This is a genomic window from Pseudomonas sp. DF11 (genome assembly GCF_058148565.1).
In genome coordinates, this window is the sequence record NZ_JBYVYN010000001.1 from 103,859 (window position 1) to 130,017 (window position 26,159).

General features: G+C 62.0%; 24 protein-coding genes. 7 read left to right on the plus strand and 17 right to left on the minus strand.

Annotated features, from left to right (window positions below; genetic code table 11):
• Nucleotides 1-23: 23 nt before the first annotated feature.
• Nucleotides 24-809, minus strand: coding sequence for an SDR family NAD(P)-dependent oxidoreductase (locus AC30D9_RS00465; RefSeq protein WP_490143718.1), 786 nt, complete (start codon nt 807-809; stop codon nt 24-26).
• Nucleotides 810-853: 44 nt separating this feature from the next.
• Nucleotides 854-2,314: an efflux transporter outer membrane subunit gene (locus AC30D9_RS00470; protein ID WP_490143164.1), complete on the minus strand. Its 1,461-nt coding sequence runs from the start codon at nt 2,312-2,314 to the stop codon at nt 854-856.
• 207 nt (nt 2,315-2,521) lie between these two features.
• Here AC30D9_RS00470 and AC30D9_RS00475 point away from each other — a divergent pair, with 207 nt between their 5' ends.
• From AC30D9_RS00475 to fabF, 3 genes are read left to right on the plus strand one after another with little or no spacing between them, the layout of a single operon-like run.
• Entirely contained in the window at nt 2,522-3,631 is a 1,110-nt protein-coding gene (locus tag AC30D9_RS00475; protein WP_490143165.1) for an efflux RND transporter periplasmic adaptor subunit, read from the plus strand.
• Nucleotides 3,628-6,708, plus strand: coding sequence for an efflux RND transporter permease subunit (locus tag AC30D9_RS00480; RefSeq protein ID WP_490143166.1), 3,081 nt, complete (start codon nt 3,628-3,630; stop codon nt 6,706-6,708). Before AC30D9_RS00475 ends, AC30D9_RS00480 begins: the two co-directional genes overlap by 4 nt.
• 52 nt (nt 6,709-6,760) lie before the next feature.
• Nucleotides 6,761-8,053, plus strand: a complete 1,293-nt coding sequence (gene fabF, locus AC30D9_RS00485) for a beta-ketoacyl-ACP synthase II (protein WP_490143167.1) — start codon at nt 6,761-6,763, stop codon at nt 8,051-8,053.
• Between the two features lie 24 nt (nt 8,054-8,077).
• Here fabF and AC30D9_RS00490 read toward each other — a convergent pair whose 3' ends face one another.
• The 12 genes from AC30D9_RS00490 to AC30D9_RS00545 all read right to left on the minus strand — a co-directional run bounded on the left by AC30D9_RS00490 (nt 8,078) and on the right by AC30D9_RS00545 (nt 17,309).
• Nucleotides 8,078-8,902 (minus strand): DUF4198 domain-containing protein, encoded by an 825-nt coding sequence (locus tag AC30D9_RS00490; protein ID WP_134924263.1) that lies wholly within the window; start codon nt 8,900-8,902, stop codon nt 8,078-8,080.
• Nucleotides 8,903-8,910: 8 nt separating this feature from the next.
• The gene (locus AC30D9_RS00495; RefSeq protein ID WP_307572345.1) at nt 8,911-9,201 is read right to left on the minus strand and encodes a hypothetical protein; all 291 of its coding nucleotides are present in this window, start codon (nt 9,199-9,201) and stop codon (nt 8,911-8,913) included.
• Between the two features lie 55 nt (nt 9,202-9,256).
• Nucleotides 9,257-10,252 (minus strand): metal ABC transporter solute-binding protein, Zn/Mn family, encoded by a 996-nt coding sequence (locus tag AC30D9_RS00500; protein WP_490143168.1) that lies wholly within the window; start codon nt 10,250-10,252, stop codon nt 9,257-9,259.
• Nucleotides 10,249-11,154 carry a metal ABC transporter permease gene (locus AC30D9_RS00505; RefSeq protein WP_134924267.1) on the minus strand — a complete coding sequence of 302 codons (906 nt, stop codon included), beginning with the start codon at nt 11,152-11,154 and terminating at the stop codon, nt 10,249-10,251. Before AC30D9_RS00505 ends, AC30D9_RS00500 begins: the two co-directional genes overlap by 4 nt.
• Nucleotides 11,151-11,831, minus strand: a complete 681-nt coding sequence (locus tag AC30D9_RS00510; RefSeq protein WP_490143169.1) for a metal ABC transporter ATP-binding protein — start codon at nt 11,829-11,831, stop codon at nt 11,151-11,153. Before AC30D9_RS00510 ends, AC30D9_RS00505 begins: the two co-directional genes overlap by 4 nt.
• A 14-nt stretch (nt 11,832-11,845) precedes the next feature.
• Nucleotides 11,846-12,778: a metal ABC transporter solute-binding protein, Zn/Mn family gene (locus AC30D9_RS00515; protein WP_307572341.1), complete on the minus strand. Its 933-nt coding sequence runs from the start codon at nt 12,776-12,778 to the stop codon at nt 11,846-11,848.
• Nucleotides 12,775-13,515 (minus strand): DUF6162 family protein, encoded by a 741-nt coding sequence (locus tag AC30D9_RS00520; RefSeq protein ID WP_490143170.1) that lies wholly within the window; start codon nt 13,513-13,515, stop codon nt 12,775-12,777. Before AC30D9_RS00520 ends, AC30D9_RS00515 begins: the two co-directional genes overlap by 4 nt.
• Nucleotides 13,515-14,003, minus strand: a complete 489-nt coding sequence (locus tag AC30D9_RS00525; protein WP_307572339.1) for a DUF6644 family protein — start codon at nt 14,001-14,003, stop codon at nt 13,515-13,517. The genes AC30D9_RS00520 and AC30D9_RS00525 overlap by 1 nt, the downstream gene beginning before the upstream one ends.
• Nucleotides 14,004-14,042: 39 nt before the next feature.
• Complete coding sequence (locus tag AC30D9_RS00530; protein WP_490143171.1) at nt 14,043-14,525, minus strand: DUF6644 family protein; 483 nt, start codon at nt 14,523-14,525, stop codon at nt 14,043-14,045.
• A 21-nt stretch (nt 14,526-14,546) separates the two neighbouring features.
• Nucleotides 14,547-16,043: an alpha/beta hydrolase domain-containing protein gene (locus AC30D9_RS00535; RefSeq protein ID WP_307572338.1), complete on the minus strand. Its 1,497-nt coding sequence runs from the start codon at nt 16,041-16,043 to the stop codon at nt 14,547-14,549.
• Between the two features lie 44 nt (nt 16,044-16,087).
• The gene (locus tag AC30D9_RS00540) at nt 16,088-16,852 is read right to left on the minus strand and encodes a hypothetical protein (RefSeq protein WP_134924281.1); all 765 of its coding nucleotides are present in this window, start codon (nt 16,850-16,852) and stop codon (nt 16,088-16,090) included.
• Nucleotides 16,853-16,925: 73 nt separating this feature from the next.
• The gene (locus AC30D9_RS00545) at nt 16,926-17,309 is read right to left on the minus strand and encodes a DUF6152 family protein (RefSeq protein ID WP_134924283.1); all 384 of its coding nucleotides are present in this window, start codon (nt 17,307-17,309) and stop codon (nt 16,926-16,928) included.
• Between the two features lie 236 nt (nt 17,310-17,545).
• Between AC30D9_RS00545 and AC30D9_RS00550 the strand changes: the two genes are divergently transcribed.
• Nucleotides 17,546-18,883, plus strand: a complete 1,338-nt coding sequence (locus AC30D9_RS00550) for an alginate export family protein (protein ID WP_134924284.1) — start codon at nt 17,546-17,548, stop codon at nt 18,881-18,883.
• Between the two features lie 99 nt (nt 18,884-18,982).
• Here the strand turns inward: AC30D9_RS00550 and AC30D9_RS00555 are convergent, their stop codons facing one another.
• From AC30D9_RS00555 to AC30D9_RS00565, 3 genes are all read right to left on the minus strand, one after another.
• Nucleotides 18,983-19,546 carry a cytochrome b gene (locus AC30D9_RS00555; RefSeq protein ID WP_109755427.1) on the minus strand — a complete coding sequence of 188 codons (564 nt, stop codon included), beginning with the start codon at nt 19,544-19,546 and terminating at the stop codon, nt 18,983-18,985.
• 106 nt (nt 19,547-19,652) lie between these two features.
• Nucleotides 19,653-21,107 (minus strand): aldehyde dehydrogenase family protein, encoded by a 1,455-nt coding sequence (locus AC30D9_RS00560; protein ID WP_490143172.1) that lies wholly within the window; start codon nt 21,105-21,107, stop codon nt 19,653-19,655.
• A gap of 42 nt (nt 21,108-21,149) precedes the next feature.
• Entirely contained in the window at nt 21,150-22,523 is a 1,374-nt protein-coding gene (locus AC30D9_RS00565) for an aspartate aminotransferase family protein (protein ID WP_109755429.1), read from the minus strand.
• Between the two features lie 215 nt (nt 22,524-22,738).
• On the opposite strand from AC30D9_RS00565, the gene AC30D9_RS00570 reads away from it, so the two are divergent.
• The 3 genes from AC30D9_RS00570 to AC30D9_RS00580 all read left to right on the plus strand — a co-directional run bounded on the left by AC30D9_RS00570 (nt 22,739) and on the right by AC30D9_RS00580 (nt 26,145).
• Nucleotides 22,739-23,707 carry a helix-turn-helix domain-containing protein gene (locus AC30D9_RS00570; protein WP_490143173.1) on the plus strand — a complete coding sequence of 323 codons (969 nt, stop codon included), beginning with the start codon at nt 22,739-22,741 and terminating at the stop codon, nt 23,705-23,707.
• Nucleotides 23,708-23,751: 44 nt separating this feature from the next.
• Nucleotides 23,752-24,492 carry an IclR family transcriptional regulator gene (locus AC30D9_RS00575; RefSeq protein ID WP_134924292.1) on the plus strand — a complete coding sequence of 247 codons (741 nt, stop codon included), beginning with the start codon at nt 23,752-23,754 and terminating at the stop codon, nt 24,490-24,492.
• Nucleotides 24,493-24,696: 204 nt separating this feature from the next.
• A complete protein-coding gene (locus tag AC30D9_RS00580) occupies nt 24,697-26,145 on the plus strand; it encodes an APC family permease (RefSeq protein WP_307572334.1) in 1,449 nt (482 codons plus the stop codon).
• Nucleotides 26,146-26,159: the final 14 nt, after the last annotated feature.

Here is a 26,159-nt window from a genome sequence, read left to right on the forward strand (position 1 = left end):
AAGGGCCGCTGCGTGACCTGCTATCAGACACCCATGATGCGTGCCATAAGCCCCTGGTGGAGCCAACGAGGCGTGGCCCAGGTCAGGACGGTAATAGCCTTGTTGCCAAAGCCTGGTACGACGCTCATGCGTCCGGCTTGCAGTGCGCGGATTCCTGCTGCCACAACGGGCTGAGGCTGCATCATGACCATTTTCAAGGCTGGCGTGAGCGTTTGCCTGGCGCTTTCTGCAAAACCGGTGTCCGACATCCCAGGGCAAAGCGCGGTCACGACGACGCCGTCGTTTTTGAGTTCACGATGAAGCGCATCCGAGAAACGAAGTACATAGGCCTTCGCTGCCGAGTAAACAGCGAAACTCTTCACACCCTGAAAGGACAGCAGGCTCGCGACCATCAGGATGTGTCCACGTTTGCGGGCCCGCATGTCTATCGCGAAGAGTCGTGTAAGGGCTGTCAGACTGGCGATATCCAAATCAATCATGGCCAGGGCCTGGTCCAGGGGCTGATCCAGGAAAGGCCCCTGCAAGCCATGCCCCGCATTGTTAATGAGCACATCGATCACGATATCGCGCTCGCGCAGCCGCTGGTGCAGTTCGATGACTGCCGGGATCGAGGAAAGGTCTACTTGCTCGACAATGACATCAACGCCGAAACGTTCGCGCAATTGCGCCGATAGCGATTCGAGCTTTTCCAGCCTGCGTGCTACCAGGACGAGAGATTTCCCTTGGGTGGCGTATTGCCGGGCAAACTCCTCGCCAAATCCGCTTGAAGCACCTGTGATGAGCACCCAGGCGTTATCGTTCGGTTTCATCTCGCTGATCTCGGGTTGTTGAGTTGAAAGAAAAGGGGTGTCAGTCATCTGGCAGCCACCGGCTGGGCGTCAGGTGGCTGCCAGCCACCACCGAGCGCCCGGAACGCCGCGACCGCTGCCCGTGCTGATTCGGTCCGTGCTTGCGCTCGGGAATCGGACGCTTGCAGCAGTGTCTCGTCGGCATTCAAGACATCGATCAGGCTGGCCGTACCTTTCTGATAGGCAATGAACGACGATTGCCGAGCTTGGGTCAACGAAGCTTCGCCCTGGGTGAGGGTGGTGGCCTGGGCTTCTCGATTGACCAGCGCGGAAAACGCGTTCTCGACGTCCTCGGTGGCGCGCAGCGCGGACTGGCGGTAAGCGGCGAGTGCTTCGGCTTCCTGCCCCTTGGTTTGATCGATCTGAGCGTTGATGCGGCCAAAGTCGAACAGCCTCCAACGCAATCCCAATACGCCGGCTGCCTGACTGGCGTCGCCGCTGAACAGGTTGCCGGCGGAAACCGCCGTGGCGCTGCCAAGCAAGGCGCTGAGAGAGAATTTTGGGTAGTACTCGGCGATGGCTTCGCCGATGCGCGCGTTGGAGGCTGCGAGGCGGCGCTCTGCCACGATGAGGTCTGGCCGGCGGCGTAGCAGATCGGCCGGCGTGCCCATGGCGGTTATCTGTGGTGCCGCAGGGATGTTCCCGACAGTTGCCAGTTGCTGGCGATGGGTGCCTGGCGGTGTGCCGAGCATGACATCCAATGCGTTCATCGCGGCATCCAGACCGGTTTGCAGCACTGGCACTGTTGCCTGGACTTGCGCCAGCGCGCCCTCGGTCTGGTGCACCTGATAGCTGGCGGCGAGGCCCTTGCTGTAAAGCAATCGGACTTTTTCCAACAGGTCTTGTTGGGTTTTGACTTGTCGGTTGGCGATGTCCAGCCGGGTCTGCAGCCCGCGAAGAGTGATGTAGATATCAGCGGTCTGTGCGGCGACAGCCAGTCGTGTGGCGGCGGCGCCTGCCTCGCTAGCCTGGTACTCGGCCAGTGCCGCCTCGCGCCCGCGGCGCAGACCGCCAAAGAGGTCCACCTCCCAGTTGGCGTTGAGGTTGACCTCGTAGGAACTTCCATACCGATCATACCCAGGCGTCGAGTTCAACACCTGGCCGAGTGGGGTTTGCACTGACTGATAGGCGCGCGCCGCTTGACCGTTGACGGTTGCCGAGGGCAACAACGCGGCATTGGCTGCCCCCAGGCCCGCCCGTGCTTGCGCGACTCGCGCCGCCGCCTGAGCCAGGTCCAGGTTCTGTTCAAGTGCCTTGGCGATGAACTCGGTCAATACCGGATCACCAAAGCCTTCCCACCAGGCTACAAGGTTGGTTCGCGTTGCGCTGGGTCTCTGTTCGACAGACGACTGACCCAGGAAACGGTGCGAAAGCGCAGCGTCCGGACGATGGTAGTCCGGACCGACCGCGCAGCCTGCCATCAAGCTGGCGCTCACCAAAAGGGTAAGGGGGAGGAGAGGCGACATGGGATACCTGGAGAAGGGTGATTTGTGACCATATTATATTATGGTCACTTCCTGTCAATTGCGGCTCAGCCACATAGTTCTTGGCTGGGAAAGAACGCCAGGGAGGGTTTTTAGCGGCTAAGCAGTCAGCGATATGTGACCATTGACAGTATTGGTCACGAGATTGAGAATGTGGCTCCTGTCCTCATTGCTCAAGTAAGGGAACCTATGCTCCGGCTTCGACCTGTCACCTTTGCCGTCTGCTTGTTGCCTCTCGTCCTGACGGCGTGTGGCGACTCATCCACCGCTAAAGATCCACGCACGCTTGCCCCCTTGGTGCGGGTCTCTGAAGTCCAGGGTTCGTCCGATCTCTCGCGATCTTTTACCGGTATCGTTGCGGCCAGGGTCCAGAGTGACCTGGGCTTTCGGGTCTCGGGCAAGGTGCTTGAGCGCATGGTCGATAGCGGGCAAGCCGTCAAGCGGGGACAGCCGTTGATGCGCCTGGACCCCATCGATCTCGGGTTGCAGGCACGCGCCCAGCAAGAGGCGGTCGCTGCCGCACGAGCCCGGGCCAAGCAGACCGCCGACGACGAGGCGCGCTACCGCGATCTGGTCGCCGCAGGCGCTATTTCCGCATCGGGCTACGACCAGATAAAGGCCGCTGCCGATACCGCCAAGGCACAACTGAGCGCCGCGCAAGCCCAGGCGGATGTCGCCCATAACGCCTCTGGTTATGCCGTGCTGCTCGCGGATGCCGATGGCGTTGTGATGGAAACGCTTGCCGAGCCCGGGCAAGTCGTCAGCCCCGGACAAACCGTGGTCCGACTGGCGCGGGCAGGGCAGCGCGAAGCCGTTGTGCAATTGCCCGAGACCTTGCGACCTGCCGTAGGCGCCACGGCTCAGGCGACCCTTTATGGCGTCACCACGGGAGCGGTCACCGCGAGGCTGAGACTGCTCTCCGATTCGGCTGACCGCGTGACGCGCACTTTCGAGGCGCGGTATGTGTTGGAAGGGCCGCTGGCCAATGCGCCGCTTGGGTCGACGGTCACGCTGCGCATCTCCGATGACAGTGCGCAACGGCAGGCGCTGCAAGTGCCGATCGCTGCGGTTTTCGACTCGGGCAAAGGCACTGGCGTGTGGGTCATAAGCGGCGAACCGGCAAAAGTCACCTGGCGACCTGTGCAAGTCCTGGGTTTGAGCGATGACGCCGCGCGCGTCGCCGGCCAGCTCAACGTTGGCGAGCGGATTGTCGGGCTCGGTGCCCATCTGCTGCATGAAGGTGAGGAAGTGCGCCTGGCTCAACCGGGTGACCTGAAGGTTGCCGGGGGCCGTCCATGAGCCTCAACCTGTCCGCACTCGCCGTTCGCGAGCGCTCTATTACCGTGTTCCTGATCTTCCTGATTGCCGTCGCGGGAACCTTGGCGTTCTTTCAGTTGGGGCGTGCCGAGGACCCGCCGTTCACGGTCAAGCAGTTGACCGTCATCACTGCATGGCCGGGCGCGACCGCCCAGGAGATGCAGGACCAGGTCGCCGAGCCGCTTGAAAAGCGCCTGCAAGAGCTGAAGTGGTACGACCGCACGGAAACCTACACCCGTCCCGGCCTGGCTTTCACCATGGTGTCACTGGTCGATCGCACGCCACCTTCGCAAGTGCAGGAGGAGTTCTATCAGGCGCGCAAAAAGCTCCAGGACGAAGCGCTCAAGTTGCCGGCGGGCGTTATCGGGCCAATGGTCAATGATGAGTTTTCCGATGTGACGTTCGCGCTGTTCGCCCTGAAAGCCAAAGGCGAGCCACAGCGGCTGTTGGTGCGCGATGCCGAAGCGCTGCGCCAGCGCCTGTTGCATGTGGCGGGAGTGAAAAAGGTCAACATCATCGGCGAGCAGGCCGAGCGCATCTTTATTTCCTTCTCCCATGACCGGCTGGCTACCTTGGGCGTCTCGCCCCAGGACATCTTCGCCGCGCTGAACAGCCAGAACGTGCTCACGCCTGCTGGCTCCATCGAAACCAATGGGCCACAGGTGTTCCTCCGGGTAGACGGCGCCTTCGATAAACTGGCGAAAATCCGTGACACCCCCCTGGCGATTCAAGGCCGCACGCTCAAGCTCTCGGACGTCGCGACCGTCGAGCGCGGATATGAAGATCCGGCCACCTTCCTGGTGCGCAATAACGGCGAAGAAGCGCTGTTGTTGGGCGTCGTGATGCGCGAAGGCTGGAACGGCCTGGACCTGGGCAAGGCCCTGGACGCGGAGACGGCCAGGATCAATGACGCCATGCCCTTGGGCATGACGCTCACCAAGGTCACCGACCAGTCCGTGAACATCGACTCGGCCGTCGGCGAATTCATGGTCAAGTTCTTCGTCGCGCTGCTGGTGGTGATGATCGTCTGCTTTCTCAGCATGGGTTGGCGTGTCGGAGTCGTGGTCGCGGCGGCCGTGCCGCTGACGCTGGCCGTGGTGTTCGTGGTCATGGCGGCCACTGGGAAGAACTTTGACCGCATCACCCTCGGGTCGCTGATCCTGGCGCTCGGGTTGTTGGTGGACGACGCTATCATCGCGATTGAAATGATGGTGGTAAAAATGGAGGAGGGCTACGACCGGATCAAGGCCTCCGCGTATGCCTGGAGCCATACAGCCGCACCGATGCTGTCCGGTACGCTGGTGACGGCTATCGGATTCATGCCTAACGGCTTCGCCCAGTCGACCGCCGGTGAGTACACCAGCAACATGTTCTGGATCGTCGGCATTGCCCTGATCGCTTCCTGGGTGGTGGCCGTGGCGTTCACCCCTTACCTGGGGGTGAAGCTGTTGCCGGATATCAAACAGGTCGAAGGCGGCCACGCGGCCATCTACAACACCCGTCACTACAATCGTTTTCGCCGGGTCCTGACCCGCATCATCGCCCGCAAATGGTGGGTGGCCGGCAGCGTGATCGTGACGTTCGTCGTGGCGATTCTCGGTATGAGCCTGGTCAAGAAACAGTTCTTCCCGACCTCCGACCGCCCGGAGGTGCTGATCGAAGTGCAAATGCCCTATGGGACCTCCATCGAGCAGACCAGTGCCACCACCGCCAAGGTCGAAGCCTGGTTGCAGAAACAGGATGAGGCAAAAATCGTCACGGCCTACATCGGCCAGGGCGCGCCACGCTTCTACCTGGCGATGGCACCGGAGCTACCCGATCCTTCGTTCGCCAAGATCGTGGTGTTGACCGAAAGCCAGGAGGCGCGCGAGGCCCTCAAGTTTCGTCTGCGCGAGGCGGCTGCCGAGGGGCTTGCCCCAGAGGCGCGTATCCGGGTGACGCAACTGGTGTTCGGTCCGTATTCGCCATTTCCGGTGGCCTACCGGGTGATGGGCCCCGATCCGGCGAAATTGCGTGAGATCGCCGGCCAGGTCCGGGATGTCATGCAGGCGAGCCCGCTGATGCGGACCGTCAATACCGACTGGGGGCCGCTGACGCCGACGTTGCATTTCACCCTGGACCAGGATCGTTTGCAGGCAGTAGGGCTGACGTCTAATGCTGTCGCCCAGCAATTGCAGTTCCTGCTCGCAGGGGTACCGATCACGGCGGTCCGCGAGGACATCCGTTCGGTACAGGTGGTCGGCCGTGCCGCCGGTGATATCCGCCTCGATCCGGCCAGGATAGAAGGGTTTACCCTGGTGGGCGCGGCGGGCCAGCGCATTCCGCTGTCCCAGGTGGGAGAGGTCGATGTGCGCATGGAGGATCCGATTCTTCGGCGTCGTGATCGCACCCCGACCATCACCGTACGCGGCGACATTGCCGAAGGTTTGCAACCACCGGACGTCTCGAATGCAATCCTGAAGGCGCTGCAGCCGGTCATCGACACCCTGCCGAGCGGCTACCGGATCGAGCAGGCCGGCGCCATCGAGGAGTCGGGCAAGGCCGGCAAGGCGATCGTGCCCCTGGTGCCGATCATGGTGGCCCTGACGCTGTTGATCATCATCGTGCAGGTGCGTTCGATCTCGGCCATGATCATGGTATTCCTCACCGCCCCGTTGGGCCTGATTGGCGTAGTGCCGACCCTGCTGATCTTCCAGCAGCCGTTCGGGATCAACGCCCTGGTCGGCCTGATCGCACTCTCGGGCATCCTGATGCGCAACACGCTGATCCTGATCGGGCAGATCCATCATAACGCGCAAGAAGGGCTGGACCCGTTCCACGCGGTCATCGAGGCCACGGTGCAACGGGCCCGGCCGGTCTTGCTGACGGCCCTGGCAGCCATCCTGGCTTTCATCCCCCTGACGCATTCGGTGTTCTGGGGCACGCTGGCCTATACGCTGATCGGCGGCACGTTCGTCGGCACCATCATGACGCTGGTGTTTTTGCCGGCGATGTATTCCATCTGGTTCAAGATCCGTCCTGACCATTCAGCACACATGCAAACAGCACCGCGGGTTTAAACCCGTGTGTTGGTTCTTTTGTGGGCATTGACTGAGATATGAAGAGGTTCCAATGATGACTTCCCAAGGACAAAAACGCATCGTCGTCACCGGCGTGGGCATTGTCGGCCCGCTGGGCTGTGGCGTAGAAGAAGTCTGGCAGCGGTTGCAGGCGGGGCGCTCGGGCATTCGCACCCTGTCTGGCGAGATCACCGAGGGAACGGGCGTGGCCGTAGGCGGCCAGGTGCCGTCGCTGGAAGAGGACGCCGTCGCCGGTTACGACCCGGAGCGCATCATCCCGGCCAAGGACCGCAAGAAGATGGATCGCTTCATCGAGTTCGCGCTGGTGGCTGCCGAAGAAGCGTTGCAGCAGGCTGGCTGGCAACCGACCGATGCCGCCGACCAGGAGCGGACGGCAACCATCATCGCCTCGGGCGTGGGCGGCTTTGGCGCGATTGCCGGTGCCGTACGCACCACCGATGCCCGCGGCCCGCGCAAATTGTCCCCGTTCACCGCACCTGCCTTCCTCGCCAACATGGCGGCCGGGCACGTTTCCATCCGGCATGGTTTCAAAGGCCCTCTGGGAGCACCGGTAACAGCCTGTGCGGCGGGGGTGCAGGCCATTGGCGACGCGGCCAGGCTGATCAGGAGCGGTGAAGCGGATATCGCCATATGCGGCGGGACGGAAGCGGCGATAGACCGCGTGACCTTGGGGTGTTTTGCCGCCGCCCGCGCGCTGTCCACAGGTTTTGCCGAGCGTCCGCAGGAGGCCTCGCGGCCCTTCGATCGTGATCGCGACGGTTTTGTCATGGCCGAGGGGGCCGGCTTGCTGGTGATCGAGTCACTGGAACACGCCCTCGCACGTGGCGCCAAGCCCCTGGCGGAGCTGGTGGGTTATGGCACCAGTGCCGACGCCTATCACCTGACGGCAGGCCCGGAAGACGGCAATGGTGCCCGGCGCGCGATGGAGCAGGCGTTGCGCCAGGCCTCTGTCAGCCCCTTGGACGTGCAACATATCAACGCCCATGCGACGTCCACCCAGGTTGGCGACAATGGCGAACTGGCGGCGATCCGCTCGGTGTTCGGGCGCGATTGCGGTGTGGCGATCACCTCCACCAAGTCGGCCACCGGGCATCTTCTGGGAGCGGCTGGCGGTATTGAAGCCATTTTTACGGTGCTGGCGCTTCGTGACCAGATCGTTCCGCCCACCCTGAACCTGAATCATCCCGACGAGGCCGCCGCCGGGCTTGATCTGGTCGGTCTACAGGCCAGGAAGATGCCGATCACCCACGCGCTCTCCAATGGCTTCGGATTCGGCGGGGTCAATGCCAGTGTGCTGCTGCGCCGTTGGGCGCCTGGGGCTTAATCGCATGGGATCCGCCGTGGCTGGTTACTTCATGTCCCTGGCCTGCACCCACAGCACGGCGTCTTGCGAAAGCGGTTTGCCCTTGTGGGTTTTCGTCGCACCGATGTCGAGCGCCGCAATGCCCCACCAGCCGGCCCGGGGCAGGCCAATGGTCACGATGCCTTGGGCGTCTGCGTAGGTGCTCAGGGCTTTGAATGAAGCTTGAGGTGCCGTCACATAGTCTTGCTGGCCGAAGGCGTTTTTTTCGAGATCGATGGAATGGTTGACGTATTCGATTTCGATTTCGGCGAACGGAACAGGCTTGCCGTCGGCCAGCACCACGGCGCGGAACACGCCGCCGGTCCAGTTTGCATAAGGCTTGTTCAGTGGCTGGATCTCCACCGGCAACCCTTGTGGCTCTGACCAGTTTCCGGGAACTCCACCCACGTTCACGATCAACTTGGTGAACTGTTGGATGTAGACATCTTCCTCGGTTTCCAGATATGGCTCGGGTTCGAGTACGAAGATATGGTCACCCAGTGAACGCACCAATTCCCGTGGAATCGAGGCACGATAGGCCGTCGTCCGGTTGTCGCGACTCTGCCACTCGACGGGGCGCAAGTACTTGCGCAGGTCGATTTTCTCTTCGCCGTGAGAACTGCTGTGGTTGAAGGTGCGAGGTGTACCCATGGCCATGGTGGGGCCGCCGGAAAAGGGGTGGGTGAACACCAGCGCGAACTCGAGGTTTTCCGCACGCTGCAGCGCCGTTTCTTCCACGTAGAGCATCTGGAAATGGGCGTGCGCAGCGCCGGCCAAGCCAGTGAATGTCGTAGCGGCAAGGGCTTGGAGCAGTTTTCGTTTGAACGTCATGGTCGCTTTCACCTTGAAATGTCGGAAGACTGAATCGTGAGCTCATGGCCGGTGCCACCGAGGAACACCACGGAGTAGTTTCCGGTGGGGGGCTGGAATGTGTAGGTGTTGTCCTTGCCGACTTCGCCCTCGAGCAACACCTTGTTGCTTGGGTCCTGGACATGGATTTTTCTGCCAGTGGCCGAGCTGCCATCGGTGAAGCCCGCCTCGCACTTCACCTGGTTATCGCCCTCGATGTAGCAATCGAAGACGGGGCCATGGGCGAAGGTCGCCTGGCAGAACACCAGGGTGCCTGCCATCGCTATCCGTGCTACTGAACCTATGAGTTTCATAACGTCTCGCCGTCAAGGTCGGTCATTGGGGTGGCGACTGGCCGTCGCCTTTCGTGTTGTCGTTGCCAGTCGCGGCGAAGGCCGCCAGCAAGGCTTCCAGGTTCGAGCCCAGGAGTGCTTCGTATCCGTTGGCCGTGTCGGCGAGTATTCCCGGGTTGCCCGTATCGAGTACCAACAACCGCGCGCCCCCGTCCTCGATGGCTTTGACGATCTTGGCGTCCGGTGCCCACTTGTGGACCACCACGCGAATGTCGCGCTCGCGCAGGTAGTGGGTCAGCGCGGCGTAGTCAGCGTCGCTCCAGTCGATGTCCTGCCGGACGAACCAGCCGTCGACAAAGACGCCGAATTCGCCGAACAGGTAGGTGAACTCATTGGCCAGCGACAGTACGCGCAGATCCGGTACCGCCGTCAGCCGGGCACCGTAGTCGGCCTTGAGCCGGCGCAAGCGGTCTTCAAGTGCGGCGAGGTTGCGCTTTATTCGCGGTGCATCGGCGGGGGCCAGGCGTTCCAGGTCGGCGGCGATCAGTGCCGACATGCGCATGGCGTTGACGGGACTGAGCCAGACGTACGGCGACGGGCCCTCATCGACATCGCTCGCCGCAGCCCAGGGAACGTCGCTCGACGGTACGCGGGTCACCGCCACGCTGGGTTTGACCGTGTCCCATGAGTGCGAGGCATCGATCTCGATGATCCGCAGATTGTGGTGGCGCGCCGCCGCATACAGCGGGTCGGCGCGCCATAGACTGCTGAGGGTGACCACGGCTTCGGCTTGCTGGAACACCTTGGCATCCAGGCGTGACAGCGCGTTGGCCTGGCTTTCCATGGGCACCGCAGCTTCTGCTGGAAGACGGACGACCTCAAGGGCCGTGCCGTCGCTGAGTGCCGAGGTGAGTACATAAACGGCAGGCAGGGCGACAAGCACCTGCTGCCTTGCGCTATCGGCAAAGGCCGAAAACGGCAGGCCCAGCAACAGTGCCAGCATCGTCAGCCAGGATCTGTAGAACCCTTTCCTATTCATACGCTGGCCCCCCTGAACCGGGATGCGGTAGCGCGCATGACGGTGGTGACGACGAACACCAGGGCGGCGACTATCACGATTGCCCCACCCGTTGGTACGGGGATGTGGAATTGCATCGGCGCCAGGATTCCCACTACGCAGGAAAAAGTCGCAATCAGGATGGCGCGCACGACCAGCCCCGGCAGCGAACGGCTGATATTGCGTGCTGCCGCCGCCGGTATGAGCAGGAGGGCTTCGACGAGCACCGCGCCAATGATCTTCAGGCAAGCGACCGTCACCAGGGTGACCAGCACCACAAACAGGTACTCGACGCTTCGCACCCGCACACCGCGAGCATGGGCCAGGCTCGGATTGAGGCTGGCCAACAACATGCCGTTGTACAGCGGCAGTCCGAGCAAGGCACACAGCGCCGTTACGCCGAGCAGCACGTTCATGTCGGTGTGGTCCACCGCCAGGATGGAGCCGAACAGCACGCTTTCCATCACGTGGGTGTTGATCTTTGCCGACACGAACAGCAACAGCGAGGCACCGACCGCCAGCGAGATGGACAGGAACACACCGATCAGCGTGTCATTGGCCAACGTGGTGCGATGCTGCGTGTACTTGAGCGTAAGCGCGAACAGCAAGCAGAAGCCGAACATCGAGAAGTAGGGAGACGTATAGGATTCGCCGATCAGCACGCCGATCGCGACGCCGGTCATCGCCGCATTGCCGACGGACTGACTGAAAAAAGCCATGCGCTTGATCATTACCATCGTACCCAGCACGCCCAGCAGGGGGCCGATGAGCACTGAGCAGAGCAGGGCATTGATCACGAACTCATACTCGAACGGCTGCGGCAGGATGCCACTGGCGGCGAGCGCCTGCAGGTAGTTGCGAATGAAGTCGTACAGGGCGCTCATTGGGCCCCCTCCAGCGAGTAAGCGACTTGGTCGGGGGCGCCGTGGAACAGCACCCTGCGGTTGATAACCGTCACCGATTGGGCGATGCGCCTGACTTGTTCGAGGTCATGGTTGATCCACAGGATGGTGACGCCACGGTCGTGCAGCTCGGCCACCAGCGCCTCCACCAGCCGCACCCCCGATTCGTCGATGCCGGCAGTCGGTTCGTCGAGGATCAGCAACCAGGGCGCCGGGCTGATCGCCTGGGCCAGCAATACTCGCTGGCGCTGGCCACCGGACAGGCTGCCAAAGGGTTTGGTGCCCATTGCGGCCATGCCGGTACGAGACAGTGCCTCGGCATTGGCCGACTTGACGGATCGGTTGGCACCCAGGAAGGCCGGCCGGCGTTGACCGAGAAGGGCCATGAGATCGTTGACCGTCATCGGCACGTTGCGGTCGAAGTCCGGCAATTGCGGGACATAGCCCACGGGGGCCGTGATCTCGCCCTCGAAGCGTACCGCTCCCGAATGCGGCATCTGGCCCAGCAGCGCACGCACCAGTGAAGTCTTGCCGCCACCGTTCGGGCCGACCAGGCAGTGCAGCGCCCCGGCTTCCACCCGAAAGCTGACGTCTTCAAGCACTTGCGTGCCCCCCAGTCGCAGGGAGACGTTGTCGAACACTATGGCGGGACCGCGCATCGCTTGTTTCTCCTTCATCGCTGCATGAACTCGACGGCTTCGGCCAAGGTCTCGAGGTTTTCGCGCATCGCCACCTCGAATTCGTCCGCGCTGTAGGTATCGCCGGTGATGTGAGACAGCGAGAAGACCTTCACGCCGGTGGCGGCCTCGATAGGCTTGGCGAGATCGAGGGAGAAGTTTTTCTCGGCGAACAACACCTTCACATTGGCCTTCTTGATTGCGTCGATGGTGTTGGCCAGTTGCCGCGCGGTCGGCGCGACGCCGTGACGGGGCTCGATCACGGCGCTCACGAACAGGCCGAACTCCTGCATCATGTAGTCGTAGCCGGCATGCGTGGTCGCGCAGCGGAAGGAGGACAGATCCAACGCGGCGAAGCGGGTCATGAAACCGGCCCGTAGCGCGCGAATGCGTGCGGCATAGGCCAGGGCGTTCTGTCGATACACAGCCGCGTTGGGCGGGTCCAGCTCCCCCAGCCTGCGAGTGATCTCGAAGACCTGCTGTATCGCTGCCGTGGTGGAAACGAAGGTATGCGGATTGACCACCTTGGCACCGTCCTGGTCGCCGCCGATGGGAATGAGGGCCACCGAGGCATTGGCCTGGATGATCGGCAGCGTTGCCCCGCGACCGGCGGCCTTGACGATCTGGAAGGCCCATTCATCGTGGCCGATGCCGTTGACGACCAGGACATCGAGGGTCATCGCGCGGGTGATGTCGTCGGGCTGCGGCTGATAGTTATGCGGGTTCGCTTGCGCCGGAATGAGCGCAATGACCTCGGCCCGATCGCCGACGATGTTCGCCACGAAGCTGTAGTAGGGGTGCAGGGTGACGCCGATCTTGAGCTTCTTGCCCAAAGGGGCAGTCGGGTCGGCGAATGCAAGGGCAGGTATCAGCACCAGCAGCGCAAGGCAACTGCGCCACAGTGCGCGGTGTCTGGTAGAAACGGTCATGGCTGGTTTCCTTTTACACGTTCGACTTCGCTGGCACCGTCATATGGAATGACCTGGCGCCAACCTTGGCCGACCAGCGATTCGGGCTTGACGATGCCTGGGTAAGGTGCGTTCGGGTCGCGGTGGATCCAGATCGTCGCCTGGTTGGCCCACATGACCCCGGCATGGGCGTGCCCAATGACGAGCAGGTAGGCGCTCTGGCCGGGCGCGCGACCGGCGGAGCCGTAGTAGACCGTGGCGCCCTGGCCCAGGGTGGCTTTCGAGACGTCGCTGGGGGGCGGGGGCGTCGGGGCGTCGGCGTCGTCGTGATCATCGACGGAACCGGCATGAGGCAGGTGGGTGCCCGGCAAAATCAACTGCCAGTGCACCTCGCCATTGGTCTTCCAGAAGGCGTCTCGGTAGAACGGCGGCAACAAGATCTTCTGGGCTTGCTCCAGGGTGATCCAACCGCCGGTGTCGTTATTGTTCCAGATGATTTCTTCACCGGCGGGCAGCAGGGCGCTGTGGATGGCCTGGTCGACTGCACCTAGGCCATCGAAGGAGCGCACCTGCCAGCTCAAGGGTGTCGGTGGGCCGGCGTGCTGTGGGCGCAGCAGCACATAACCTGTCACGCTGGCGATGATTGCCAGGGCTGCAAACAGCAGGGCCAGCGATTCCCAGCGGCTGGACGCCGGGCGCACGACATGGACCGCGCCGTTTACGTCATCGCCGGGGCTGGTTCGCGACAGGTTGGTCATCAGACAAACCCGATCCAGCGGCCAAGGCAGATCACGCCCATCCACAGCGCCAGCGAGCTGAAACCGGCGATACGGGCCTGGCTGGGAGGCGGCAGGATGGTGTCCCACTCGTCGATCCGGCGATAGGCGCCCAAGTGGAATATCCCCATGTTGAGGCCGGCCAGCGCCAACAGCCCCATCTTCCACCAGAAAATGCTGTTTTGCGCATAGGTGGTGGCATTGGAGGCGAACATGAGCAGGCCGGTGATCACGCAGGCTGCGAAGGCAACCCAGGTAAATGGCAGCAGTTCCCGGATCAGTCGTAGCGCGCTTCGGCGATGGGAGGCGACGCCGAGCAGGCGCAAGTCGACGACGGCGATGGTCCCGAACACGAGGGCGATGCCAATCACATGCACCGACTCCAGGTTTGGAAAAATGGAACCCGACTCTCTGATATAGGCTGCGATCGGGGTGCCCTCGAGGGCTTGCAGTATCGATTGAATGTCCATGGCGAATACCTGAGAAAACGTTCGTTGAAAACGCTGGGATCAGTAGGCGATCCAGCGACCGCAGAAGATCACGCCGCACCACAGGGCGATCGACAGCCAGGCCAGCGCCTTGATGGGAGGCTTCTCGTCAACGCCTGGCACTTGAGCGGCGGGACGCAACAATGGACGTCGGATTGACCAGGCCAGGGTGAACACGGCAACGACCATGAACATCTTCAGCCAGAACGTCGTGTTGACCAGTACGCGGTCAGGCTCGCCGATGATCATCACCAACCCGGTGAGGAGCAGAACGATGAGTGCGGCGCGCATCCACGGGTAGTAACGGCGAATGACGCCGCGCAAGGGTTCGTCCGTGGCGAGCACGCCGGCCAGCCGCAGGTCAGAGATCACGGCGGCGCCGAAGATCACCGCGATGGCAATGATATGAACGCTCTGGATGGTGGGCACGACCCAGGACAGGTCCCTGATGGCGGTGCTCAACGGTGTCGCGTAGATCCAGGCGATGATGAGTTCTGGTGACATTTGCTTTGCTTCCGCGTGGGGTTAGAAGTCTTGGGGTTTTGCGATCGGACGCAGGCCCTTTGCATCCTCCGGGAGGAGATAGCCCTGCTTGATCGAGAGCTTTTTGGCCTCTTCGAATGCCTGTTCGTAGTGGCTGAAACCGCCGTAACGTTGGCCAAGCGCTTCCTTGGAATAGGGCACCTTGGTGTCGTAGATCAGGCCGCAACCGGTCTCCTGGTCCGTGAGGTAGGTCGCGCTGGGCACCTGGATCCACGGCGGGCGCACGCCCCCTTGCAGGTTGCCGGTGGCGGGGTCGCGTGCGACGGTCTTGCCTTCGCGCAGGACTCGCGGCGCCTTCGGCATGGCTTTGCCCTCACGCACCCATTGGTCCATGCCATCGAGCAGCGCCGAGACGACCAGCTCTGCCGGTTCGTCGTACAGCGTCCGGCACCGTGGGTCGTCGCCCTTGCCGACGTCGGCAGCTAACAGTTCGGTATGCTCCGTACCGAGGTCGGCCAGCCGCAGATGCGGTATGCCGGTCACTTCGTAGTAGCGAAGCTGCGGGCTGTCGGTATCCGGCGGCAGGTCGATGCCTTCGATCACGTCGTGCATCAGTTCGGACTGGCTGTAGACGGTCACGAATGGCACGCCTTCGGGCATCTGCCGTGGTAGTCGAATGACGTCGCCGCCCACCTCGCCATAGGCCATGCGGCCTGTCATGTAGGCATCGATCAGTGGCCTTGCGTCAGGCATACGCCATTGCTGGTGCCGGCCCTGATCGAGGTAGTCCATCCAGACTTGCGCGGTCACGGCCCAGCTATTGACATAGACGCGTTGCACATTGAGACCTGCCAACGGGCCTTGCGCCGCATTGGTCTTGAGCAGCAGCGCCAGTTGTGCGGCAATGCCCTGGGACTGTGGAACGAACGGATCGGGACCTGCACCGCGAGTGAAACGCTCCGGATCGTAATAGGTGCCCAACGGCGCATAGCGTGCGTAGTCGAAGCGGCGCATGAACTCGAAATTCACGATCCGTCCGTATTGGGCGACCTGCTCGGCCTCGGCGGCCGGGGTGTCCGAGATGAACTTGGGGTCGACGGCCGGCTTGTTCATGTTCAGCGTGTAGCCGACGTACGCGTAGCCACGCCGTAGCAAGTAATCACGGGTCAGGATCCACCCTGCGGCGCGCTCGCCAAACCAGCTGAACGGCTCGATCACCACCGTGCCGTTGAAGTGCGCAGGGTCTGCCGGCTTGCGCACCAGAATGCGCGTGGTATAGGGCGCCTCAAGGAGGGTTTTGCCCGCGGCGGTGATGGCCGGGGCGACGCCTTGCAGGTAAAACTCCTCTTCGACGTAGTCGTACATGTCGAGGTCGCTGTGTTCGGTACCCGGACGTTTCGCCGACGACAGCGGTGGCACACTGGAGGGCGGCACGGCAACGACTGTGGGCATGCGGGGCACTTCGGCGAAGGTGTTCGAGGTCAGCATCAGCGACAGCAGGACGCCGTGCAGCGTTGGTCGCAGGATGCTGATGGTCATCGATCGTTCCATCCGCTCACCTCCAAGGGGTCATTGATAGGGCTTCACTCACGGCTGAGGGACGCCTTGCCCTCGCTGTCGATCACGATCTGGTTGTTCTCGCAGACATATTCTTGAATGGCGTAGTCGGAGCGCTTGTAGTCGAAAGTGAAGCGATACGGGGTGTTGAGCACCTGTGGATCTTCAATCAAGACTTGGTCCTCCAAGTGGTCCGGTCCCCGCAGCCTGATGCGTTCGGTGATCTTCATGTCCGCACCATGGGGAACGTCATAGAAGGTCACGTCCGTTCGCACACGTTGTGTCTCCACGACGAGCGTGTCGCCTTCCCAGTGGCCGCGCGAATGGCCCTGGTACTTGGGGTCGAGCTTCTCTTTGGGCGGCATTGCCTCGTTCAAGAGAATCCGGCGTACCTGCTGGAGATATTCGCCAAGGACGACCACTTGCTTGTCGTCGTGAATGATCTGGATCGGGAAGAGTGCCGCCATCAACGTCGGCATGCCCTCGGGCAGGCACTTGGAACTCGTCGTGGCCAGCGGCGTCCCGGCTTCGTTCGCGGCGGCCTGTTTTTTCTTCAGCTCCGCGTATTGGCTGGCATAGGGTTCCTTCAGGTCCATTGGTCCGCCCGGGTGCACCGGCTCGTCCGGGTTTTCACCGAACCAATCGTCCGGAGTCCTTTCCCAGGTGCCGCTGATGTCCGGGCGCTTGTCGTGCTGGGTCTTCGACGCTGCCGCGTTGCACATCCCGGCGACGGTCACGAGGACGACGCCGAGGAAGATCGTTGCTGCGCTCAAGGTTCGTGTCGGTTTCATTGAAACGTCTCCACGCTGCTGGCCTGTCTGGTTCGGTTGAGTTCGGTGATCATGAAGCGGGGGAGGACTTCGCCTAACCGCCGCCCGTGAGCACGACGTCACCGATCTTGATCTCCACGAGCAGTCCTCCCGGGTCACCGTTCTTCAGCGGCCTGAAGGACACCTCGGCGCTTTCGCCGGCCTTGATCGAATCAGCGTTCCAGCCCGCGCGTTGCAAGGCGTTGACGCTGCCCGTCTCGATCTTGAAGCGCTGGGGGGGCGGGCCGGGCGTATCGAGGTAAATCGTGATGTGCGGATTGGTCCAGGCAAAGCGCTCGACCACGCCCTGGACCGTGACCATCTTGGTCTGGTCGAAAAGCGCGAATGAGTGGTGAGCGGTGGCCAGGGACGGTAGGGCACTGCAAGCGACGATGGTCAGCAGGCAAAGCCCCTGACGAAACAGCGGGGATGGGGTCATGACGGATGCCTCGTTCTTATGCGTTCTTATGGCCCCAGCATAGGGGGGACACCTGCGCAGGCCGTAGCCCAAAACGGCAACCATTCAAATCCCGGACAGTTTTTCCAGTGGGCAGCGATGGGACCAAGGGAATAGGGGCGCCGCCCTGTGTACATGCTGATTTGGGCTACCACATGGGCAGCCCGAATCGGAACACTCATGACTCGCCTCATAAATATAAAAACAGGAGAGACGTCATGCGCACCCCCCACTACGCTCCATTAATTTCTCTGGTTGCACTCTGTACATTGGGGCCGCAGGCACAGGCCTACGAGCTCTACAACGAAGACGATGGTGCTACCGTCCTGAATGCCGACCTCTGGGCGGGGTTTGGTTGGTTCGGCAGTGAAAAGAATTACCTCGCCAACCCGCAGGAGGAGCCCGGCAGGATGCGATGGCAGGAAGGCTTCGCCAAGTACGGTCTAAACGGCACGACGGACAAGATCGGTCCCGGCTCGATCTACGGCGGGTTCAGCCTGATCAGCACGGGTTCATGGGGCGATGGGGACGCAGGAGCGATCACCGCCGGGAATGAAAGAAGAACGGCGGTAGAAGACGCCTATCTGGGCTGGAAGTCAGGCGACCTGATTCCCGCCCTGGGTACGGACGGCGTTGATTTCTCCTTTGGCCGGCAGCTCGTGACGGTGGACGGTTTCCTGATCACCGACGACGGGTTCGCGCCCGGCAAGGCCTTCAGCCCCATCCCTGGTGTGGCGGACGGTCGGTTCAATCGCGGCGGCGCCTTTTACCTGGGGCCGCGGTTGGCCTTCGGCAATACGGCGGTCTTGAAACTGGGCGGTACGGAAGGGCTTCACGGCAGCCTGATGTGGTTGAAGTCGGACAATCCAGGACAGTCGGAGACCGAAGTGGCGGCCGCCACCATCGACTACACGACGCCCATCGGCTCGATCGGCTCGACCTATGTGCACGGACTGGACGTCAACGAGCGATACACCTTCGCCGATCGAAGTGAGCGCAAGGGCATGGATATCTACAGCATCCGCGGCCAGGGCAATGCCGGCATCGAGAACGCTGATTTTGCATTCGAGGTGGCGCGCGAGGAAAAACGTTCGGGGTCGCAGCGGGCGATGTTCTTCGACGCGGGCTACACCTTTGCCGACGTCAAATGGCAACCGGCGGTGAGTTACCGCTATTCGCGTTATTCCGAAGGCTGGGACTTCCTGTTCCAGGGCGGTTTCCGCAAGCGGTACCAGGGTGAAGTCGCCGCGAACTATGCCGGTTCAGTGACCTCGAACATGCAAATCAACGATGTGCTGTTCTCGGTGCAGCCGACCGACAAACTGACACTCAACGCGATGTACTTCCACTATCACCAACTCTCCGACCGGGATGCTCAAGACTTCAGTGCCCGTGAGGTCGACCTGTACCTGGACTGGATGGTGACGGACAACATCACGTTGTCGCCGCTGGTGGGTTTCTACAAACCAAAGAAGTGGCTCGAGGACGGTGGTTTGCAGAGCGGGAGCGCATCAACCAACACTTACTTGCAGTTCATTGTGTGGGTGACGTTCTGATCTGAGTCGCCGCTGGCGGCATCTGTTGCAGGGAGTTTGATGCGCAGGCGCCACCAGCGGTGGCGCTTTCCGGCGGGAAAGGTGATTAAGACGGGACGGTCACAGCATGCGGCGCAGGACGTCGTTGCGAGGGTCCGGGTCGAAGAAGCGGTGCTTGAGGGCGCCAGCGACATGCAGCACGATCAGGCCGAGCAGGGTATAGGCGAGTACTTTGTGCAGCCATTGGAAGACGACGAACCAGTCGTCATTTTTCGGTAGCAGCTCCGGCAGGTTCACCCCAAAAAAGAATACCCCGTCACTCATCGTGTAGGTGCTCGACATCGAGTAACCCATCAACGGCACGATCACGATAAGCACGTACATGGCACGCTGCACCAGCTGTGACAAAAACCGCTCATGTCCAGCCAGTGTTTCCAGCGGTTGTGGAAGCTTGGGGGTGCGCCAGCGCAGGGTGATCTGGACCAGGACCACCAACAGCATCAACACCCCAAAGGATTTGTGCCACGGGTAATAGAGCTCGTATTTGCTTGCCACTTCATCATTCATCCCGGTCATGTGCCAGCCAGCCCAGAGGAGGCCGGCGATGAGCACGGCGCGCACCCAGTGCAACATACGCAGGGACGTCGGATACCGATCAATTGTTGTTTGATTTACCGGATTCATCGCAGTCTCTCCATCGATCATCAAGGCATCGGAATGCACATTTGAACGGCCACCCTCTACGACACAGGGCTTGGAGGGTGGTCCGGTCAGTGCGGTTTTTTTGTTCTCAGTTAGGCAGCAGCACGGTGATGACCTTTTCTTCGGTATAGGCCAACGCGCCGCTGAACCCGCCTTCACGGCCAATGCCACTGGACTTGACGCCGCCCCAGGGCAGGTTGGCGTCCAGCGGGCTCCAGCAGTTGATGCCCACGGCACCGGCCTTTACCGCCGCGGCGACGCGGTGCGCTCGCACCAGGTCGCTGGTCCAGATCGTGGCCGCCAGGCCGTAGGTGGAATCGTTGGCCATTGCGATCGCCTCATCTTCGCTGTCGAACGTGATCACCGTGCCAACGGGGCCGAAGATCTCGTCTCGGGCGATCGCCATGTCATTGCGGGCGTTGGCGAAGATGGTCGGCTGCACAAACCAGCCCTGCTCAGGGTTCGATACGCCGCCGGCCAGCAGGGAGGCGCCTTGTTCGATGCCCAGCTGGATGTAACGGTTGACTCGTTCGAACTGTGCTTTCTTGGCCACTGGCCCCATCTGCACGTCGGGCTGTCGAGGATCGCCCACCTTGACTGCTCGAGCAGCATCGGCAAGCGCTGCGGCGAAGCGATCGGCGATGCTGCGCTGTACGAGGATACGCGAGCCGGCGGCACAGACCTGGCCCTGGTTGACGAACAAGCCGAGCGCGCAGCCGCGCAACGCGTCGTCGAAGGACGCGTCATCAAAGACAATCTGTGGGCTTTTGCCGCCCAGCTCCAGTGCCACACGCTTGAACAGCACGCCGGCGGTGCGCTGGATCTCGCGTCCGGCCTCGGGGCTGCCGGTGAAACTGATCTTGGCCACGTGCGGGTGTTCGCACAAGGCGCGACCTACCTGTGCACCGTAGCCGGTAACCACGTTGATCACACCGTCAGGGAAGCCTGCTTCCTGAGCCAGCGCGGCCAGGTGCAGGGCCGATTGCGGCGTCTCTTCCGAAGGCTTGATGACCACGGTACAGCCTGCCGCCAGCAAAGCGGCGAGCTTCCAGACCGTGATCATCAGCGGCGAATTCCAGGGCACGATGGCACCGACCACGCCCACCGGCTCGCGCACCGTGTACGAGAGGGTCTTGCTGCCGAAATAGCCGCCGGTGGGGATGGTGCGCCCCTCCAGCTGGTTGGCCCAGCCGGCGGCGGCGCGCAGGTTGGCGACCGCGTTGGGCAGGTCCATCCGGCGCGGCTCGACCGGGGAGCGACCGATGGCGTTGGCATCCAGATCGGCCAGCAAGTCGGTGTCGCGTTCCACCAGGTCAGCCAGCTTCGACAGCAGCCGACCGCGCTGGGCGCCGTCGAGCTGGCTCCAGGCGCCACCCTCGAGTTGGCTGCGCGCTGCCTCCACGGCGCGGTCCACATCCGCGCTCGTGCCGCGTGCGGAGCTACCGTACACCTGCTCTGTCACGGGGTTGATGAGGGGCATGCGTCCACCGTCGGAGGCTTCGAAGGACGCTCCTTGGATGAAGTGATTCAGGTGCTGAGTCATGTTAGGGGTCCTGCGTAATGTGAGTGTTCGGGGGCGCGCGCCTCATGCTTCGAGGGAGGCCAGGGCGTCGCCAAAGATGTCCAGCGCCTTGAAAAACAGCGAACGTGTGATCGTCAGCGAAGGCATGACGCGCATCACGTTGCTGTAGCGACCGCAGGGAATCATCAGCACACCGTGGTTCAGCAGGTAACCCATGAGTTGACCGATCTTGGCGCCCTCCAGCGGTGCCTTGGTGACCGGGTCTTCGACCAGCTCGATACCAATCATCAGGCCACGACCGCGAACCTCGCCGACGAAGGGGCTCTTGAAGCCACGGATACGTTCCTGTGCCTCCAGGCCCAGCGTGTGCGCGCGGTTGAGCAGATCGAGCTCCGGGTCCTGGAGGATGCTGATGTTGGTCAACGCCACTGCCGCGGACAGCGAGTTGGCGGCGAAGGTATTGGGCATCGATCCGTCGGGGATCGCGGCTGCCAGGTCCGAACGCATGATCAGGCCCGCCATCGGCAGGTCGCTGCCAATGCCCTTGCCGAAGGTGAGCATGTCGGGTTTCACGCCGGAATGCTCGACCGCCCACATCTTGCCGGTACGCCCCGCGCCGGATTGCACTTCATCGACGATCAACAGCGCGCCGCTGAGGTCGCAGGCCTTGCGCAACAGCTGCAGGAACTCTGGCGAGGGAGGCACGTAGCCGCCTTCACCCTGTACCGGCTCCACGATCACGGCGGCCACGTCATCGGCGGCGGTGTAAGGGGTATTCAGCAGGTAATCCACGTAGTCGCCGGCGATCTGTTCGGCGCTTTTGTGCGTGGTGTCGAAGGGGAAGCGGTAGGCATAAGGGTAGGGGGCGTGAATGACGCCGCCCATCTGGGCACCGTAGCCCTTGCGGTAGGCCGTACCGGTGGTCAGCGCACCGGAGGCGTTCCACACGCCGTGGTAGCCGCCATGGAAGGCGATGATCTGGTGCCGTCCGGTGACGCGTTTGGCGAACTTGATCGCGGCTTCCAGCGCATCGCTACCGCTTTGCGTGAAGAATGTAATGCAATCGCCGCGCAAGCCGTCGGGTGCGATCTCGGAGAGTTTGGCGGCCAGTTCGGTGCGCCGGGTGCTGTTGACTTCCAGGGCGTGCATCAGCACTTCGGACTGTTCGCGGATGGCCTGCACCACTTTCGGGTGGCAGCGACCGACGCTGCTGACGCCCACGCCTGCGGACAAATCGATATAGGTGTTGCCATCAGCGTCCTTGAAGGTTGCGCCGAACGCCCGGTCCATGGCCACGGGCATGCGTCCGCCGCCGCGGGCCATCGACTCGGTACGCGCCGACAACGCCAGGGCCTCGGTGGTCTTGGGACCGGGAATGGTGGAAATGATCCGCGGGGCATCCGCGAAATGGAGGGATTCAAGCTTGGTTTCACTCATGACGGTCTCTCAGGATGTCGGTTTCAGTGTCTCGATCATCCCCGTCGCTTCCGCCTGGCCGGTAGCCCGAATCGGCACATTGGGAGGGGCGCCTCGAACGCTGATTTCGATGAGCGGCTCCTTGCGTAAAGAAATTTGCATAATTCTCTTAATGTGAGAATATCGCACAAGAAGGCAACCTAAAAAGAAGAATATTGGCCGAGGCTTTCGTCATCATGAAAATTCAGAACATCAGCCACTTTCGTGACATCCATGTCCACGCCGCTACCGTCCAGGAGTGGAATCAGGACTACAGCCAGTTAACCGCTGGCTCGATCGAGAGTTCGCTCATACAGTTGACGACGGCGCGTTGCCACATATTCCGTGAGCAGATCAACCAACGCGTGGTGCAGCATGGCGTGGCGCCCCGGGGCAAGATGTGCTTTGCCGTGCCCATCACCGTCCCGGGTTCGATTCGGATGCAGGGACGGGAAGTGGACGACAGCAGCCTGTTCTTTCTTCACGGTGGCGAGGAGTTCATGTTTCACATGCCGATGGGCATGGAACTGCTGGCCATTACCTTCGAACGCGAACTGTTCGAGCAGGCATTGGCGCAAACGGCGTCGGCCAAGGAAATCAGCCAGTTGCTGCGTCAGCCGGTGATCCGGGTCTCCACGCAGCGCTATGCAGACGCTCGACGTCGAATGCTGGCCGTATTCTCCCAGGCGCTCTCGAACGAAGATCTTGGCAATACGCAAGATCGGGAGCTGGAACTGGAACAGGCCATGCTCGGCGAGTTGCTGCAACTGATGACCGACCCGGCCTGCGACAAGCAGCAGCGTCTTCCAAGTTCCACACGCAGCTTCATTGTCGAGAAGTGCCATCGCCTGGCAACCGCTGAATTGAACAACGTGCCCAGCGTGGACGAGTTGTGCCAGCGACTCCAGGTGAGTCGACGTACCGTGCAGAACAGCTTCCGCTCGGTTGCCGAGACGACCCCCATCAATTACTTGCGCTCCGTGCGGCTCAACGGTGTACGTCGGACCTTGATGTCCACCCAGGCGGCGCACCTCTCGATCGGTGATGTCGCGGCCCAATGGGGCTTCTATCACCTCAGCCATTTTGCGGCGGAGTACCAGGAACTGTTCGCAGAATTGCCCTCCCATACCACTCGCGCGGCCATCGCCGATTGCGCGCGCGCCTGAGCATCTACCGGGCATGGTGTCGACTGCACAAGGATGTAGCAAAGATGAATAGCCTCCGCCGCCTGCTCATGGTCTTCGACTTGTTTCGCCCTGATCAGCCGGTCATTGACGTGGAGACCATTTGCCAGGAGCTCGGCTTCACGCCCGCGACCGCCTATCGTTATCTGCGCGAGCTCGGCGATGCGGGCTTCCTGAAGCGATTACCGCGCGGCTACGCACTCGGCCCGCGAATCGTCACGCTGGAGCATCAGATGACGAACTACGATCCGTTGCTGGCGTGCAGTCGGGACCTGGTCGATAAATTGGTCGACGATACCGGCCTGGATGCGCTGGTCAGCGAATGGCACGGTGATTCAGTGGTCAACGTGCTGATCCAGCGGGGTTCCGATGCCGGCCCGGTCGGTGGCGACCGGGGACGACCGATCGATCTGCTCCACAGCGCGACTTCGCGGGTCGTATTGGCGTATCTGCTGCCACGCCAGATCCGCCGCATCTATGACGTTCACGCGCACCCAACCGAACCGCAGCAGCAGGGCTTGGCGTGGAAACCGTTCAGCAAGAGCCTGCTCGCCATTCGCAAGCAGGGTTACTGTATCAGCGAAAGCGAGCTGCACCCGGGACGCAGTGGCGTCGCGGCGCCGATCTTCGACGAAAAGCAGCGCGTCCTTGGCAGCATGACCCTGGTTGGACGCAGTGAGCGGTTCCGTGCGTTTCAACCGGGCTACCTGTGCGACCTGGTGACCGGCGCAGCGGCGGAACTGACGGCGCGCATCGCTTTGCAATGAGGTGATAGCGGGGGACGGATGACAGCCCCTTCGGTTTTTTTGACGAGCGAACTCTGGTTACCGATTTGGGATAGTGGAGCGTTCAGGGAGAGGCATAGGATCGAATCCAGCGTGCAACAAGAACAACAACGCTATTCGGTGGCGGTGAGCGGTTGACTGCATCGATCCCACAGCGACTGCCTCATACAAGAAGGTCAAGAAAACATGAGTGTATCTCTCCCGGTCAACAACTCCACGGAGCTCAAGCGTGGGGCCCTGGGTGTCGGCTTCATCATCTTCTTCGTGGTTTCGGCGGCGAGTCCCTTGAGTGTCATCGCTGGCGGCTTCCCCATCGGCATCATGCTGGGCAACGGCGCCGGTACACCGGCATTGCTGATCCTGGCCCTGCTGGTGTTGCTGGCCTTCTCGGTGGGCTACACCACCATGTCCCGGCATGTCACCAACGCCGGTGGTTTCTATGCATTCACTGCTCGCGGCCTGGGTGGTTTGGCTGGCGGGGCGGCAGGGGTGTTGGCGATGTTCGCCTACAACATCCTTCAGGTGGGCCTGTATGGCATGTTCGGTGGCGTGGTCAGCGGCACGATGGAGAGTGTGTTCGGCCTGGTGTTGCCCTGGTGGACGTATTCGCTGATGGCGATGGCCAGCATTGCGATCCTTGGCTATCGCAAGATCGACCTGTCGGCCCGGGTGTTGTCGGTCATCGTGATCGCCGAATACCTGGCGATCCTGCTCCTGGACTTCGCCATTCTCAGGACGGGCGGTGACAGTGGCATCAATCTCGACGCATTTGACCGCAGCCACGTACTCAGCGGCACCCCGTCAATCGGCTTGTTGTTCTGCTTCGCCGCGTTCATCGGCTTCGAGGCCACTACCATCTACGGCGAAGAAGCCAAGAACCCGCAACGTACGATCCCGATTGCGACCTACTGTTCGGTGCTGTTGATCGGTGGTTTCTACGCGCTGTCGGTCTGGTCGATGGTGATCGGCGTAGGGGCGGACAAAATCGTCGCCACGCTCCAGGCGTTGCAGGATCCGACGACCTTTATCTATGGCATGTCCGACCACTTTGTCGGCCCGCAGCTGACCCAGGTCATCCGCGTGCTGTTCATGGTCAGCATCTACGCCGGGCTGCTGGCCTTTCACAACGCCGCGGCCCGTTACTTCTATGCCATCGGCCGTGACGGTCTGCTGCACAGCCGGCTGGGAACCACCCATCGTGTGCACCAGAGCCCGCACATGGGCTCGGCGTTGCAGAGCTTGATCTCCGCCGTGGTCGTGCTGATTTTCGCGGCGATGGACGCCGATCCGATCCTGCAATTGTTCGCCTGGCTGTCCAACCTGGCGACGCTTTGCGTGATCTTGCTGATGGCGCTCACGTCCGCGGCGGTATGGGTCTTCGCCCAGCGCAACCCCGAGCTCAAGCTGGGGATCTGGCGTGGGCGGATTTTCCCTGGGTTCTCTTGCGTTGCGTTATTGGCGGTCCTGGTTATCGCGGTGGTGCATTTCGATGTGCTGACGGGTGCGAGCAAGGCCCTGTCATACGGACTCTGCGCGATCATTCCCGCGGCCCTGCTGGCGGGTGTGTTCCTGGCGGCGCGGCTGCGCAAGGCATCGCCACAGCGGTACCTGGTATTGGGCAGCCACAAGCTCTAACAGCCCCGTTTTTT

What these genes read in the sequence shown, in the direction of transcription:
- AC30D9_RS00465 (WP_490143718.1), bottom strand. Translation starts at nt 809, where the DNA reads ATGAAACCGAACGATAACGCCTGGGTGCTCATCACAGGTGCTTCAAGC.
- AC30D9_RS00470 (WP_490143164.1), bottom strand. Translation starts at nt 2,314, where the DNA reads ATGTCGCCTCTCCTCCCCCTTACCCTTTTGGTGAGCGCCAGCTTGATG.
- AC30D9_RS00475 (WP_490143165.1), top strand. Translation starts at nt 2,522, where the DNA reads ATGCTCCGGCTTCGACCTGTCACCTTTGCCGTCTGCTTGTTGCCTCTC.
- AC30D9_RS00480 (WP_490143166.1), top strand. Translation starts at nt 3,628, where the DNA reads ATGAGCCTCAACCTGTCCGCACTCGCCGTTCGCGAGCGCTCTATTACC.
- fabF (WP_490143167.1), top strand. Translation starts at nt 6,761, where the DNA reads ATGATGACTTCCCAAGGACAAAAACGCATCGTCGTCACCGGCGTGGGC.
- AC30D9_RS00490 (WP_134924263.1), bottom strand. Translation starts at nt 8,902, where the DNA reads ATGACGTTCAAACGAAAACTGCTCCAAGCCCTTGCCGCTACGACATTC.
- AC30D9_RS00495 (WP_307572345.1), bottom strand. Translation starts at nt 9,201, where the DNA reads ATGGCAGGCACCCTGGTGTTCTGCCAGGCGACCTTCGCCCATGGCCCC.
- AC30D9_RS00500 (WP_490143168.1), bottom strand. Translation starts at nt 10,252, where the DNA reads ATGAATAGGAAAGGGTTCTACAGATCCTGGCTGACGATGCTGGCACTG.
- AC30D9_RS00505 (WP_134924267.1), bottom strand. Translation starts at nt 11,154, where the DNA reads ATGAGCGCCCTGTACGACTTCATTCGCAACTACCTGCAGGCGCTCGCC.
- AC30D9_RS00510 (WP_490143169.1), bottom strand. Translation starts at nt 11,831, where the DNA reads ATGCGCGGTCCCGCCATAGTGTTCGACAACGTCTCCCTGCGACTGGGG.
- AC30D9_RS00515 (WP_307572341.1), bottom strand. Translation starts at nt 12,778, where the DNA reads ATGACCGTTTCTACCAGACACCGCGCACTGTGGCGCAGTTGCCTTGCG.
- AC30D9_RS00520 (WP_490143170.1), bottom strand. Translation starts at nt 13,515, where the DNA reads ATGACCAACCTGTCGCGAACCAGCCCCGGCGATGACGTAAACGGCGCG.
- AC30D9_RS00525 (WP_307572339.1), bottom strand. Translation starts at nt 14,003, where the DNA reads ATGGACATTCAATCGATACTGCAAGCCCTCGAGGGCACCCCGATCGCA.
- AC30D9_RS00530 (WP_490143171.1), bottom strand. Translation starts at nt 14,525, where the DNA reads ATGTCACCAGAACTCATCATCGCCTGGATCTACGCGACACCGTTGAGC.
- AC30D9_RS00535 (WP_307572338.1), bottom strand. Translation starts at nt 16,043, where the DNA reads ATGACCATCAGCATCCTGCGACCAACGCTGCACGGCGTCCTGCTGTCG.
- AC30D9_RS00540 (WP_134924281.1), bottom strand. Translation starts at nt 16,852, where the DNA reads ATGAAACCGACACGAACCTTGAGCGCAGCAACGATCTTCCTCGGCGTC.
- AC30D9_RS00545 (WP_134924283.1), bottom strand. Translation starts at nt 17,309, where the DNA reads ATGACCCCATCCCCGCTGTTTCGTCAGGGGCTTTGCCTGCTGACCATC.
- AC30D9_RS00550 (WP_134924284.1), top strand. Translation starts at nt 17,546, where the DNA reads ATGCGCACCCCCCACTACGCTCCATTAATTTCTCTGGTTGCACTCTGT.
- AC30D9_RS00555 (WP_109755427.1), bottom strand. Translation starts at nt 19,546, where the DNA reads ATGAATCCGGTAAATCAAACAACAATTGATCGGTATCCGACGTCCCTG.
- AC30D9_RS00560 (WP_490143172.1), bottom strand. Translation starts at nt 21,107, where the DNA reads ATGACTCAGCACCTGAATCACTTCATCCAAGGAGCGTCCTTCGAAGCC.
- AC30D9_RS00565 (WP_109755429.1), bottom strand. Translation starts at nt 22,523, where the DNA reads ATGAGTGAAACCAAGCTTGAATCCCTCCATTTCGCGGATGCCCCGCGG.
- AC30D9_RS00570 (WP_490143173.1), top strand. Translation starts at nt 22,739, where the DNA reads ATGAAAATTCAGAACATCAGCCACTTTCGTGACATCCATGTCCACGCC.
- AC30D9_RS00575 (WP_134924292.1), top strand. Translation starts at nt 23,752, where the DNA reads ATGAATAGCCTCCGCCGCCTGCTCATGGTCTTCGACTTGTTTCGCCCT.
- AC30D9_RS00580 (WP_307572334.1), top strand. Translation starts at nt 24,697, where the DNA reads ATGAGTGTATCTCTCCCGGTCAACAACTCCACGGAGCTCAAGCGTGGG.